Origin of the sequence: Leptolyngbya sp. PL-A3 (genome assembly GCF_039962325.1) — a bacterium.
GTDB lineage: Bacteria > Cyanobacteriota > Cyanobacteriia > Elainellales > Elainellaceae > Vacuolonema.
Window position 1 is genome coordinate 100,936 of the sequence record NZ_JAMPLB010000002.1, and the last position, 13,111, is coordinate 114,046.

General features: G+C 49.9%; 11 protein-coding genes. 5 read left to right on the forward strand and 6 right to left on the reverse strand.

Translation table 11 applies throughout. The annotated features are described in order from the left end of the window. Positions 1 to 16: 16 nt before the first annotated feature. On the forward strand, positions 17 to 157 hold the full coding sequence (locus tag NDI52_RS02190) for a hypothetical protein (RefSeq protein ID WP_190771458.1): 141 nt from the start codon (positions 17 to 19) through the stop codon (positions 155 to 157). Between the two features lie 363 nt (positions 158 to 520). Here the strand turns inward: NDI52_RS02190 and NDI52_RS02195 are convergent, their stop codons facing one another. Further along, positions 521 to 2,356: an ABC transporter ATP-binding protein gene (locus NDI52_RS02195; RefSeq protein ID WP_190771459.1), complete on the reverse strand. Its 1,836-nt coding sequence runs from the start codon at positions 2,354 to 2,356 to the stop codon at positions 521 to 523. Positions 2,357 to 2,507: 151 nt separating this feature from the next. On the opposite strand from NDI52_RS02195, the gene cax reads away from it, so the two are divergent. Together cax and NDI52_RS02205 are read left to right on the forward strand one after the other, a co-directional pair. Continuing rightward, entirely contained in the window at positions 2,508 to 3,584 is a 1,077-nt protein-coding gene (gene cax / locus NDI52_RS02200; RefSeq protein WP_190771460.1) for a calcium/proton exchanger, read from the forward strand. A 59-nt stretch (positions 3,585 to 3,643) separates the two neighbouring features. Further along, positions 3,644 to 4,318 (forward strand): hypothetical protein, encoded by a 675-nt coding sequence (locus NDI52_RS02205; RefSeq protein WP_190771461.1) that lies wholly within the window; start codon positions 3,644 to 3,646, stop codon positions 4,316 to 4,318. 72 nt (positions 4,319 to 4,390) lie between these two features. On the opposite strand, the gene NDI52_RS02210 is transcribed toward NDI52_RS02205, so the two are convergent. The 5 genes from NDI52_RS02210 to NDI52_RS02230 all read right to left on the reverse strand — a co-directional run bounded on the left by NDI52_RS02210 (position 4,391) and on the right by NDI52_RS02230 (position 9,444). Further along, the gene (locus NDI52_RS02210; protein ID WP_190771462.1) at positions 4,391 to 4,762 is read right to left on the reverse strand and encodes a hypothetical protein; all 372 of its coding nucleotides are present in this window, start codon (positions 4,760 to 4,762) and stop codon (positions 4,391 to 4,393) included. A 533-nt stretch (positions 4,763 to 5,295) separates the two neighbouring features. Then, positions 5,296 to 7,056, reverse strand: coding sequence for an ATP-dependent zinc metalloprotease FtsH (gene ftsH, locus NDI52_RS02215; protein WP_242035784.1), 1,761 nt, complete (start codon positions 7,054 to 7,056; stop codon positions 5,296 to 5,298). 297 nt (positions 7,057 to 7,353) lie between these two features. Next, entirely contained in the window at positions 7,354 to 8,058 is a 705-nt protein-coding gene (locus NDI52_RS02220) for a carbonic anhydrase (RefSeq protein ID WP_199307824.1), read from the reverse strand. A gap of 104 nt (positions 8,059 to 8,162) precedes the next feature. Then, positions 8,163 to 8,471 (reverse strand): P-II family nitrogen regulator, encoded by a 309-nt coding sequence (locus tag NDI52_RS02225; RefSeq protein WP_190771464.1) that lies wholly within the window; start codon positions 8,469 to 8,471, stop codon positions 8,163 to 8,165. 4 nt (positions 8,472 to 8,475) lie between these two features. Next, positions 8,476 to 9,444, reverse strand: a complete 969-nt coding sequence (locus NDI52_RS02230; RefSeq protein WP_190771465.1) for a sodium-dependent bicarbonate transport family permease — start codon at positions 9,442 to 9,444, stop codon at positions 8,476 to 8,478. Between the two features lie 741 nt (positions 9,445 to 10,185). On the opposite strand from NDI52_RS02230, the gene NDI52_RS02235 reads away from it, so the two are divergent. Together NDI52_RS02235 and psbA are read left to right on the forward strand one after the other, a co-directional pair. Beyond that, the gene (locus NDI52_RS02235) at positions 10,186 to 11,604 is read left to right on the forward strand and encodes a J domain-containing protein (protein ID WP_190771466.1); all 1,419 of its coding nucleotides are present in this window, start codon (positions 10,186 to 10,188) and stop codon (positions 11,602 to 11,604) included. 344 nt (positions 11,605 to 11,948) lie between these two features. Then, positions 11,949 to 13,031 carry a photosystem II q(b) protein gene (gene psbA, locus NDI52_RS02240; protein ID WP_190770234.1) on the forward strand — a complete coding sequence of 361 codons (1,083 nt, stop codon included), beginning with the start codon at positions 11,949 to 11,951 and terminating at the stop codon, positions 13,029 to 13,031. The last annotated feature ends 80 nt before the right edge of the window (positions 13,032 to 13,111 follow it).

Sequence of the window (13,111 nt, forward strand, 5' to 3'; positions counted from 1 at the left end):
AGCTCTCCCTTGGGCTATGCCCCAGACAATAACCCTAGTTTCGCTAGAGGAACAGGCGATCGCAACTGCCTCGAAGTGGATTTCTCAATCAGTACTGGGAGTCAGGGATGTCGTACTATCCGCCAACTCCAAGGTCAATAACCTAAACTCAGGTTAATTTTAGAAAAACCACTCAGATCAATTGCAACGTTATTAATTTCTTATTTTTTAGAACTACGTTGAATTCAGTCAGCTAAGAGCGTATTGGGGGCAGCCGCAGCCGTCGTGCTTCAAACGCCTTTCAGGATTGCAAGGTATCTAGCCTTCATTCTAAACTGGCAGTTTGGTTCAGGCATTAAACGTGCGTCTTGCCCTTTTTTATATAGAACTGCGGGTGAAAAACCAGAAAGGTTATCTTTGATAAGCTATACGCTTCAGCACGTATCAAAAATAACTTTCGATAGCTAATCTGATCTCCAGTTGAAGAACCATAATAGGTAGCGCTGCAGCGCTACCTATTATGGTTCTTTGCAGAAATCTTCTAAGCCTCCAGCATTTGAAGTCGATAAAGGCTCGCGTACAGGCCATCCATGGCGAGCAACTCGTCATGATTGCCAGACTCTACTAACTGACCATGTTTCAGGACCAAAATGCGATCGACCCGGCGAATTGTAGAAAGACGGTGAGCAATGATAATGGCAGTGCGATCGACCAGCAGCGTATCCAGGGCTTCCTGAATCAGTGCCTCAGTCCCCACATCTAGATTAGCGGTTGCCTCATCCAGTACCAGGATGCCAGGGTTGCGAATGGCCGCGCGGGCAAAGGCAAGGAGTTGTTTCTGACCGCCTGAAAGGTTTGTGCCTCGCTGGCGCAATTCGGTGTTGTAGCCCTGCGGCAGCTGCTCAATAAATGAGGCCACATTCGTCTGCGCCGCAGCCTTTTGCACCTCCAGCATGGAGTAGGATTCTCCCAGAGTGATGTTGCTTCTCACATCCCCCGCAAACAGGAAGCCATCCTGCAAAATGACGGTCATGCGACGGCGCAGTTCTGCTTGGGGCAAATCACGAATATCTACCCCATTCAGCAAGATACGCCCCTGGCTTACGTCGTACAAGCGACACAACAGGCGAATGATGGAGCTTTTTCCGGCTCCTGTAGGGCCAACGAGGGCTACTTTTTCGCCAGGACGGATGGTAAACGTGAGGTCACGCAGTACCATTTCATCAGACTTGTAGCCAAACCAGACATGGTCAAACTGAATCTCACCGGGGATGGTGGGCTCGCTGGCGTGGGGGGTGTGGGCGACGGGAGAGAGGACAGCGGGATCACGAATCTCGATCGGTTCGTTGAGGATGTCACTCACCCGCTCTAAAGCCGTCAGCCCGGCCTGAATGGAGGTGAACTGCTCAGCGAACTCTCGCAGTGGGTCAAAGAGGCGCTGACCATAGAGGATAAAGGAAGCCAGCAGGCCAATGTGAAGGGCATCCTTCAAAACAAGGGTACCGCCCAACCAGAGAACAGCGGCGATCGCCACTAACGAAATCCACTCCAATGTTGCCGACACAGCCGAGTCAAAAAGGATGGTGCGATCCACCTCATGCACATAGCGAGAGTTGATCTTGTGGAATAACTCTGAGTTAAACGCTTCCCGTCGGAACAACTGCACGACGTTAATACCGACAATGTTCTCTTGTAGGGTTGCGTTCAGGGCAGATAGTTCTTCTCGCGCACGGTAATTAGCTTTGCGAAACTGCCGTTGAAAGGTGATGATCAACCCGGTTATGGGAATCAGAATAGCCAGCAGCATCAACGCCAGTTGCCATTGCAGCGTAAACATTGTCACCATCACCACAACGATGGAAAACAAGTTACCCACAATGCCGATCGCCCCGGTAGAGAACACGTCCCCCAGAGCATCGACATCACTGGTGAGACGGGTGATCAGTTTACCAACGGGGGTGCGATCGAAGAAGCGAGTTGCCAACGAGGTGACATGGTGAAACAGGTCATTGCGAATATCAGCGGTAATACGTTGCCCGACCTTCTGCACCAGGTAGCTCTGCATGCCATCCAACGATAGGCGTACGGCGATCGTGACCAGCAGGAGTAAGGCAACTCGGTTTAGAGCATCCCGCAGGGGCAAACCCTGAAAAAAGCTCATCACAGGTTCATTCTTAATCAGCGAAATCGCCTGCCCCACCAAAAAGGGTTGTAGTGCCGTCCCCAGGGAAACTGGAATGAGCAGGACCAGCGACAGGGCTAGAGTGCGCTTATGACGAGCCGCATAGGGAAGCAGCATCTTCAGCAATCGCCAATCTGTTTGGCGAGAAGGCCGAGTGGTTAGCTCATCCGTGGAACGAGAAGTAGCAGAAGACATGAGGCAAGCAGTGAAGATCTAACGTTGTGCTGGAGCCGTTCTAATCAACTGTAGCGTAGTATGCAAATGTCCCCGGGATGCCGCCCGAAATCCCCCTTCGGGTAAGGTTTCGCTATCCTGGGCAAAGTGCCCCCCTATTGGCTCAACCTCTATGACTATCCAGGTTCTGATTTCAGCCATGCTGCTGGTGTTTGTCCCGCTGTCTATTGCAGCGGAGATGTGCCATTGGGGCACAACGGCTGTGTTTCTAACCTCGGTTGGAGCGATCGCCCCCCTCGCCATCTGCCTCAGCATCGCCACCGAAGAACTGGCTGTCGCCACTGGCCCTACCATTGGCGGCCTGATCAATGCCTTGTTTGGCAACGCCACAGAACTCATCATCGCCTTAGCAGCCCTGCGAGCCGGACTGGTGGATATTGTGAAAGCCAGTATCACGGGCAGTATTTTGGGAGATCTGCTGCTGGTATTAGGGCTGGCAATGCTGCTGGGCGGATTTCGCTACAAGGAGCAGAAATTTCAGCAAATTGTGGTGCGGGTGAGTGCGCCAACAATGGCTCTGGCGGTAACGGCGATCGCCCTTCCCACTATCGTCATTAATACGTCCAATGTGGTAGACGCAACCGCCATCACCAATCTGTCGATCATTGCCGCTGCGGTGTTGGTCATCGTCTATGGCCTCACCTTGCTGTTCTCACTCAAAACCCACAGCTATCTTTATGATGTGGGCCTCGCCATCCAGGAAGACGATACTCCTGAAGAAACCAATCACAGCGTTACCCTTTTGATCAGTATTCTGCTAGTTACCAGCGTTGGTATTGCCCTGGAGTCTGAGTTGTTTGTGGGAGTCGTGGAAACCGTCACCCAGCGCTTTGGCCTGACGCCCCTCTTCACAGGCGTCATTCTGCTGCCCCTGTTAGGAGATATTGCAGGCTATATCACAGCAGTCCGGGTGGCGATGAGAAACAACATGGATCTCACGGTATCGATATCTCTAGGGTCAAGCCTGCTAGTTGCGCTATTTGTCGCTCCTGTGCTGGTGCTGGTAGGGCAGATTTTAGGAGAACCGATGGATCTCAACTTCAACCCATTTGAGGTGATTGCGATCGCGATCGCCGTTACCGTGACCAGTTTGATTAGTTTAAGTGGGCGATCGAACTGGTTGGATGGAGCGTTGCTCCTCGCGACCTACATTGTTTTAGGCGTAGCGTTTTATTACCATCCAGCATAATTGCCGTATCCAGAAGCTATTGATCGATCAATCGTCACGTTCACGGGAACATATAAAACATGTCTGAACGGCAGTTGATCCCAATAGCAAAAGACTTCTTCTGCGATGGGTATTACTATGTATTAACGTCATCCAGTTTGGCAAATAGTGGCCTTAAACCAGAGGAACTTGCAACTATCCTGGGTGAATCCGAGCCATCACACATTGAAGATGTGCTTAGACGAGGAATTTGTATTCCATTATTCTTCGATGGTGATTGTGCACTAGACAATCACACTATTTTTGTTTTAGGTGACCTAACCGAAGCAGAAGAACGAGATTGGATTGGCCGAATCTCCTGGAAGTTAAGCATTCCCTGTGGCAAATTGATTCTTCAGTGTGGTGGAGGGGATGAAGAAGATTTAGCTCACGCAATATCAGGACGTCCTCCTGAGCCCAACTACCAATTTTTTCAGGTCATTGATGTGCTACCTGGAGAATATCAGGTCAATGTTTATGCTTACTTATCCAGCATGACCGTCCAGGTATTTCTCCACCCGTTTATCGAAGCGGAAGATAGGATGCAGCGATATGAGGCGATGGAAGCATGGTACAAGACTCATCGTCCTGGACCTCCAGACATTGGCTACATTATCCAGCTCACTCCTCTTGAACAAGAACCTCCATTCCCTGACCTGGTTCCTGAAATTGGTTGGTGCGGATTCGAGTTTCGTGAACCGGATCACGTTGCTTGATGGGCGATCGCACTCAATCTGCATGGAAAAATGGGACGGGGATAACCCGTCCCATTTTCAGTTTCCTATGGTTTAGCGAGAGCCCAGAGGATCGCGCTCCAGCGACTTCTCAAGTTCACGCTCAGGGTCATAATGACCTTGCTCCAGTTCATCAATATTCAGCTTATCTTTGATCGCTTCACCCAGCGATTCAGACTCATCGTTCTTGTTTTCATGGAGAGCAGACGCTTTGCTCTGCCACTCGCGCCGTTGTTCCCGCATCTCAGCGAGATTTTCACCCGGAATAGGCTCGGTAATACCAGGTACACGTACAGGCTCAGCGTCAGCACGAGAAGCCGCTAATACAGCAGTTTGGGTAAGACTTAAAAACATGACGACACCGACAAACAGCATCGTTAAACGTTTGGCGATCGCCTTAAGCGATTGGAATACAGGAGTTGTCATAGCTCTACCCTTTAAACAAATGAACTGACGTAACAAAATCCAATGAAGACATGAATTGGAAGATGTCTATAAGCTCAGCAGTAATGCTTTAGTATTAGCTTCTTAAATAAACCTGCAAAAGATTTACCAGCTAATCGATATTGCTGAGCTTCCGTTTCATTCAGTAGCTTAAACAAGCATCGCCCAGTTCTCGTCTTCCACAGGATAGAAACGATGGGCAGATCTTCGACGGAAGCTCTCTTTCAAGACCTCTTTGGGGCTTACGCAAGCCCACTATATTGAGAGCATTTGGGTTGGTTGTGGTGGCTTCGCACACCACAACCAACCCAAATGCCTAAGTCCTGCTCTTTTTAGAGCCATTTGTTGAGCTTCCACAAACTCAGACACCAGGTGTTTCTAAAAACACCCGGTGTCTAGAGCGCCCCACACCTTTCCAGGCACTTTAGTAGCAAAAGGGTTGCCATGTTTCACATGACAACCCTTTCAAAGCAGAGCGATTGAGTTGTTTGTAATTCAATCGCTCACACGTATTCCTATCCCTTCATCAACCAGGCAGCCAATCCTTCAGGAGCCTTCACCTGCGACAAAATGGCCTCTAACTGGGCATCCTCCAACACTTCCTCTTCCAGCAAGATTTGGGTGGTTGCTTCCAGAAGACTGCGGTTGAGTTGCAGAATCTCAAGTGCCATACCGTGGGCTTTATCAAGCGTCTGCTTGACCTGGCGATCAATCTCCGTCGCAACTTCCGTACTAATTGAACGACGAGAGCTACCTCCGTCTAGAAATTGCGCCGAATTTCGATCAAAGGCAACAGGGCCCAGGGTGCGACTCATACCGTACTGAGTAATCGCCCGTTCCGCCAAATCCGTTGCTTTCTGAATGTCATCGCTAGCACCGGTGGAGACTTTGCCAAAGATGATTTCTTCAGCAGAGCGCCCCCCCAGGAGGATGGCGAGTTGGCCCCGTAGCTCATCTTCGAGCAGCAGGAAGCGATCGCCCTCCGGCATTTGCATCGTATACCCCAGCGCCCCTAACCCACGAGGCACGATGGAGATCTTGGACACCTTATTCGCACCTGGCATCAGAGCCCCCACTAGAGCATGGCCGACTTCATGATAAGCAACAGTTTGTCGCTCCAGAGGAGAGAGGATGCGCGATCGCTTCTCCAAGCCGGCAACGACCCGCTCAATCGCTTCTTTAAAGTCAGCCATGAGCACAGCCTGACGATTGTTACGGGCAGCCATAAGAGCTGCTTCGTTGACCAGGTTTGCAAGGTCAGCTCCAGCGAAACCTGCGGTTTGGGTAGCAATCACCTCCAAATTCACATCCTCACCCAGAACAACGGGACGAGCGTGAACCTGTAGGATTTCCAGACGGCCGCTCTTGTCAGGGCGATCGACTAAGACCTGTCGGTCAAAACGACCAGGACGACGCAGAGCCGGGTCTAGGGTCTCAGGGCGGTTGGTGGCTGCAATCATGATGACGCCATCATTGCCGTCAAAACCATCCATTTCCGTCAACAACTGATTCAGGGTTTGCTCCCGCTCATCATTACCGCCCATGGGATTTGCACCCCGGGTTTTACCAATTGCGTCCAATTCATCAATGAAGACGATGCAGGGAGCCTGCCGCTTAGCCCGATTGAACAGGTCGCGTACTCGGGACGCACCTACACCCACAAACACTTCCACAAATTCTGAACCCGACATGCTCAGGAAAGGGACTCCGGCTTCCCCAGCCACAGCTTTTGCCAGAAGGGTTTTACCCGTTCCCGGAGGCCCAACCAGAAGGACGCCCTTAGGAATTTTGGCCCCGATCTTCCGGTACTTTTCACCATTAGCCAGGAAGTCAACGACTTCTTTCAGCTCTTGCTTGGCCTCATCTACACCCGCAACATCAGCAAAAGTAGTTCCAGTTTTACCAGGGTTATAGACCCGCGCATTGCTGTTACCCATGCCAACGCCTACGCCCAGGCCGTTACCCGTCTTAGCCGATTTCATCAGCCAGGTAGCCATACCCGCTAACACCCCAACCGAAAGCAGGCTCAAAAGCCCTGCTGCGGTCGCTGAAGCACTATCAGGAACGGTGGTAAACGGGACTCCATGACTACGCAACAAGGTTGGAAGGTCTTCACCTTGCCCGGATGATTGGGTGTAATAAGCGTGGCTACCAAACTGAGGCTTGAGGTTGTATTCAATGCGATCGGGTTTGATGGTCACCCGTTGCACCTGGGAGGATTTAACCTGCTCGATAAACTGGCTGTACGCCACATGTGAACGGGTTTCCGTCTTCATAGCAGAATTCCTGTAAGCACGAAGGGAACATGTAGAAACCCAAACTCCAGCTCGCATTAAATTCAGGTTTCTGACTTCCTTGATCATCCTGTAACCGCTTCAGGAATAGCAGGTGAGATTACTACACTCCTTTTACGGGTTTACCGAAAGTTGAGGAGCATAATAATGGCAATCTGATAGTGTATGGCACGACATGCTAAGAACCAGGAAGGTTATTTGAAAAGCCGCGCTAAGCGTGGCTTTTCAAATAACCTGTTCTAACCAGAGTAGTGATAGGAAAGGGAACTGAGCCCCTCTTTAGGTAAGAATGGTGACGCGGCCTGTGTCTAAATCATAGCGACCGCCTACGATTTTTAAAGCACCCGATTGTAGACGTTCGGTCAGGAGGGGCGATCGCTTTAACTGTTCAATCTGGTAATGCACATTAGCGACAACCACATTCTCAACCGCATCACCAGACTTGTTTTTAACGCGATCAACCGCTGGCAGAATGGCTTTTACAAAACTACCAATATCACCGGGTAAGGTTTCGTTTTGAACTGCAGCGGTCACAGCTCCACAGCGCTCATGCCCCAACACCATGAGCACAGGCGTGCCTAACAGAGTAACAGCATACTCAATGCTACCTAAGATTTCAGGGGTGGCAATATTGCCAGCAACTCGGACATCAAAAATATCCCCAACCCCCTGGTCAAACACAATCTCAACCGGCACCCGAGAATCTGCACAACTCAGGATGGTCGCAAAGGGATGTTGAGTCTGAGCAACTTCTCGCACACGCCGTTGAGATTGGTCAGGATACTGCGGGTGATGCTGAGAAAAGCGTTCGTTTCCTTCAATTAACCGTTGTAGGGCTATATCGGGCTCAAGCTGTAGAGTATCTGCTTGAGCAGGTTGCACCCGTAGAACAGATTCTGCTGCTGTTACGAATAGACCCATTGCCCCAGCGACACCGAGCTTTAAAAAGTCACGACGTTCCATCCAGTGCTGCGATAAACTCATCCCTTAACCACCTCCGGGCATAATCCGGTAAAACCGGTAAACAGTAACTTTTTCAGGTTGATGAAATCGCTAGAAATAGACAACGTTTTATCAACAAGAAGTCCCTAAGATGAAACACACTTAACTGAACGAATCTCTAGAGCATCCGTAATGTAGCAGGTTCCCCCGAACTTATTCAGTAAGGGTCGGAGATTTTCGACAACGGGCTTAACCAAATCAGGTGAACAAAACGCAATGATATAAACATTGTCCAGCATGGTCATATCAAGGTCTTCGTTACCCTCGCGCAACCCTTTACCCACAACATTTCTGATGACGGCATGGCCGTGAACACCGGCCTTATCTAAACTATCCAAAATTTTGCCAAGCTCAAAGGAGTTAGCAATAATTTCTATTCGTTTAACTTCGTGCATAGTTTCATCTCCACAGAAACTCAATGCCATATAAATAGAGCGGAATTCCCACAATAATATTGAAGGGAAATGTCACTGCCAACGCCGTTGAGACATATAAACTTGGATTGGCCTCAGGAACCGTCATTCGCATTGCCGCTGGAACCGCGATATAGGAAGCACTGGCACAGAGAACAGCAAATAGAAGGGCATCTCCTTTAGGCATCCCGATCAGCTTGGAAATTAGCAAACCAAGGCCAGCATTGAGGATTGGAATGAATATCGCAAATGAGATGAGAAAAAAACCTGTTTTTTGCAAGTCTTTAATTCTTCTGGCAGCGACAAGCCCCATATCTAATAAGAAGAAGGTGAGGATGCCATAAAACATACCCTGGGCAAATGGCTCTAGCACTTGCCAACCGTGCTCTCCAGTAGCAACCCCAATCAACAAACTGCCTACCAACAGGAACACAGAACTATTCAGAAAGGCTTCTCTCAAAACCTCAGACCAGGCGACATCACGCTTTTCTTCTGTTGATGACAAGTTCACCAAAATCAGGCCCACGATGATAGCTGGGGATTCCATCAACGCCAGGGCGGCCACCATGTACCCGTCAAAATCAATGCCCAATTCTGTCAGAAATGCGCTGGCCGTGATGAAGGTAACGGCACTAATAGAACCGTAGGTGGCAGCGATCGCCGCCGCATCATAATTATCAAGCTTCAGCTTGAGGATAAAAAACGTATAGATCGGGACAAAACATGCCATTAACATAGCTGCCAGAAGTGTCAGAACCACCTCCTGAGTGATTCCACTTTTGATCAGCTCAACGCCTCCTTTAAACCCAATTGCAAATAGCAAATACAGGGATAAGAGTTTGGGAACAGGAGGCGGAATTTCCAAATCAGACTTTACAAGAACCGCCGTCATTCCTAGAAAGAAAAACAGAACCGGCGGATTCAGAATGTTAGACAAAATTAAGCTACCATCCATGCCGTCTCCTCCGGGTAGAGGCTTTTGTATTCAAAAAACTTTGCATTGTGAACCACTAACATAACGGTTGAACCCATCATGTATCGCGTATAGTCCCAATATGTCAATCAGTTAACACATTAAGATTTTGAGTATTTTTTTAATCTGTTCCATTTAGGGGATGTTTAAGCCATTATTTTTTGCATTTATTGCTCAAAAAAATTGACGACTGAAAGTCTTCCCAAGCATTTTGTCAACAACTTTTGAATCTGAAGCTTGATGAATTGGATGCTGTACCCTATATGCAATGTACCGTCCAATCTATCAAGCTTCAGATTTACTCTGATATAAGTTAAGAATCTTATTGCTGTTTCACCTGTTCAAAACTGTTTCTTAGAAATACCTGAGTAAGCTTGGGATTTTGTGATTAATTGAACTGAGCTAGATCTAACTTCTAATTTAACAAAATACGAGGGAGGGATGTGGGGCGACGTCCCACATCCCTCCCTCGTACTTCATTAGGCCGGAAAATGCTTTATAAGAACGGCTTCTCTCAAAAAGAGCCCTAGATGTTGTTTACTGAAAAACAGTATTTTAGGGGAAAACAATTGGCACCAACAACTTTATACTAGTTTTGTACTTAAAACAGTAGCCAATGATTTGCCCTCAAAAGATTTAAACTTATTCATTAATTTCCCCGCCATCTAAACGTTTCTTTCTACAATAAAATCGCGGCAACGCTGACCCCATTCAATGTCCGGCATGGCTGCACCAGTAAAGCCAATTAAAGTTAATCATCTGCTTAAGGCAGCGACCCTGGAGGAGGCGATCGCCGACCTTTCCGGGCGCTTTGTGCGCTTTGAAGAAGGCAAAATCAAACTGGGTAAGCAAGCTACCGACTTTCCCCTGCGCCTGTTCTGCAAAACTTTAATAGAAGACTGGCAAACAGGCAAATTCGGCTATCAATCTGGAAAGGTTACCCTCGTCTTTAACAACGCCCAACCTGGCATTGAAGCGGACTTACTGATCTTTCAGCCAGAGGAGGGCGATCGCTTCCTCTACACCCGCCGCACTCCACGCTCCTTAGGGCAGCTCAACCTGCCCGTTGAGGTGGATATGTTGAAGCAGATGGGTCAGCAAATTCAAACATTGACAGAAACCCTCAAGCAGCTCACGGAGCACCAGCGATCGCTAGAAATCCGCATTCAAGCCAGTTCGTCACCCCCACCACCGGCCCCTACCACGCCCCCCATTGATCCCACTATGCTCCGAGAGCTACTGGAAGCTCAGGCCGCTATGGTTGTAGGTCAGATGGTGAACCAGGTCGCTGAGAAGATGGAGGCGATCGCCACCCGTCTAACGGAACGTATGGATGCCCTCCAATCTCAGTTGGACCAACTAGGAGCTCAGTGGGACACTCCTGAAGAAACTCCGTCTCCCCATTCAGAAACGGAATGGATCCAGCGCATCAAGGAAACTTTTGGCACCGTGGGCGACTATGAGCAGTACAGCAACAGCCATCGGGAAAGCAATGCTGAAACACCCCTATTCTTTACCCCTGACTGGATCGCCTTGTGTGAATTAGATTGGGCCCGTCGCCTGAACTCTACCCTGGCTCAACTCTATAATTTAATCCACGGTGAGGATGGCATTGGGTTCAGTGGAGCCGATGTGCTGCATCAGTTTGGCTGCCATATCGATCCTCGAACTGGCGATCGCTACTACATCTACAGGATCGGGGGCTACTCTGCCTACGAAGCCCTCTGGCAGATGGCAACCCATCCCCAATACCCCTGGCTCCAGGAGTTAGAACGTCTAAGTAAAAAGGTGGGCCGCTTTCGAGAGGTGTTCAAGCTGTTTGGGTGGGAGACGGAAGCGATCGCCGCTCTCGAACAAATCGTTCAACACGGCAAGCAACAACGGCAGGGTGGCTCCCGCTCAGGTTATAGCTCCCAACAGCCTAACCCCCAGCAGCGCTGCCCCGGCAATGCCCTCAGCGATTACCTGGCCGTGCTCAACATCGGCCCCTTTACACCCATCTCCCTGGAATCCCTCAAGCATGCCTATCGCCAGGCTATGAAAACGGCCCACCCCGATACAGGTGGCAGCAAAGAGCGCGCCCAACGGGTGAACGAAGCCTATGAGGCCATCATGCGCCATTATTTCCCAAATGCAATTTAATAGCTCACCTGGAGGGCTCACGCATTTTTGTTAGGGGTAGTGTGCAAAGCACACTACCCCTAACAAAAATGCTCCAGATGCACTGAGGTCAGGTATCGTGGCCGGCGATCGCCAGACAGTTTGTAGAAGAAGAGAAGCTCTACCCCTCTCCTTCTACAAGTTCTGTAACACTGCTGTATCTCGTACAAACCATATGGCGTCAGGGTTCAGTCCGGAAAACCGCCCCTATTGGACGAGATTTCCCAACAATTCCGTTAAAACTACTTTACAAAAGTTAACGGCCTGGTTAATATTAGGACATACATAACCCAAGTCAATTCGTCCTTTACTTGCACTAATTCATCATGACAACAACCCTTCAACGGCGCGAGAGCGCCAATGTGTGGGAGCAGTTCTGCAACTGGGTCACCAGCACCAACAACCGCCTCTATGTAGGCTGGTTCGGCGTTCTGATGATCCCCACTCTGCTCACCGCCACCATCTGCTACATCATTGCCTTCGTCGCGGCTCCTCCTGTGGACATCGACGGTATCCGTGAGCCTGTTGCAGGTTCTCTGCTCTACGGCAACAACATCATCACTGGCGCGGTTGTTCCGTCTTCCAACGCCATTGGTCTGCACTTCTACCCCATCTGGGAAGCTGCTTCCCTCGATGAGTGGCTCTACAACGGTGGTCCCTACCAACTGGTTGTGTTCCACTTCTTGATCGGCGTCTTCTGCTACATGGGTCGTGAGTGGGAACTGTCCTACCGCCTCGGTATGCGTCCCTGGATCTGCGTTGCTTACTCTGCACCTGTTGCAGCCGCAACCGCAGTGTTCCTGATCTACCCCATCGGTCAAGGTTCCTTCTCTGACGGGATGCCCTTGGGTATCTCTGGTACCTTCAACTTCATGTTCGTGTTCCAGGCAGAGCACAACATTCTGATGCACCCCTTCCACATGCTGGGTGTAGCGGGTGTGTTCGGTGGTTCTCTATTCTCTGCGATGCACGGTTCTCTTGTGACCTCTTCTCTGGTGCGTGAGACCACCGAGACTGAGTCTCAGAACTACGGTTACAAGTTTGGACAAGAAGAAGAGACCTACAACATCGTGGCAGCCCACGGTTACTTCGGTCGTCTGATTTTCCAATACGCGTCCTTCAACAACTCTCGCGCACTGCACTTCTTCTTGGGTGCATGGCCTGTAGTGGGAATCTGGTTCACCGCGCTGGGTATCAGCACGATGGCGTTCAACCTGAACGGGTTCAACTTCAACCAGTCGATTCTGGATTCTCAGGGTCGGGTAGTGAACACCTGGGCGGACATTCTGAACCGCGCGAACCTGGGTATGGAAGTGATGCACGAGCGCAACGCTCACAACTTCCCTCTCGACTTGGCTGCTGGTGAGGCTGCTCCTGTCGCTCTGACCGCTCCTGCTATCAACGGTTAATCTTTAGTCTGTATCGAGCCAAAATGAATTGATGGGCGCTTCCTTCGGGGAGCGCCCTTTTTTATAAAGTTCCCCTTCAG

Bases quoted from the DNA above. Each gene is read 5' to 3' on its own strand.
- NDI52_RS02190 (WP_190771458.1), top strand. From the start codon at position 17: ATGCCCCAGACAATAACCCTAGTTTCGCTAGAGGAACAGGCGATCGCA.
- NDI52_RS02195 (WP_190771459.1), bottom strand. From the start codon at position 2,356: ATGTCTTCTGCTACTTCTCGTTCCACGGATGAGCTAACCACTCGGCCT.
- cax (WP_190771460.1), top strand. From the start codon at position 2,508: ATGACTATCCAGGTTCTGATTTCAGCCATGCTGCTGGTGTTTGTCCCG.
- NDI52_RS02205 (WP_190771461.1), top strand. From the start codon at position 3,644: ATGTCTGAACGGCAGTTGATCCCAATAGCAAAAGACTTCTTCTGCGAT.
- NDI52_RS02210 (WP_190771462.1), bottom strand. From the start codon at position 4,762: ATGACAACTCCTGTATTCCAATCGCTTAAGGCGATCGCCAAACGTTTA.
- ftsH (WP_242035784.1), bottom strand. From the start codon at position 7,056: ATGAAGACGGAAACCCGTTCACATGTGGCGTACAGCCAGTTTATCGAG.
- NDI52_RS02220 (WP_199307824.1), bottom strand. From the start codon at position 8,058: ATGAGTTTATCGCAGCACTGGATGGAACGTCGTGACTTTTTAAAGCTC.
- NDI52_RS02225 (WP_190771464.1), bottom strand. From the start codon at position 8,471: ATGCACGAAGTTAAACGAATAGAAATTATTGCTAACTCCTTTGAGCTT.
- NDI52_RS02230 (WP_190771465.1), bottom strand. From the start codon at position 9,444: ATGGATGGTAGCTTAATTTTGTCTAACATTCTGAATCCGCCGGTTCTG.
- NDI52_RS02235 (WP_190771466.1), top strand. From the start codon at position 10,186: ATGGCTGCACCAGTAAAGCCAATTAAAGTTAATCATCTGCTTAAGGCA.
- psbA (WP_190770234.1), top strand. From the start codon at position 11,949: ATGACAACAACCCTTCAACGGCGCGAGAGCGCCAATGTGTGGGAGCAG.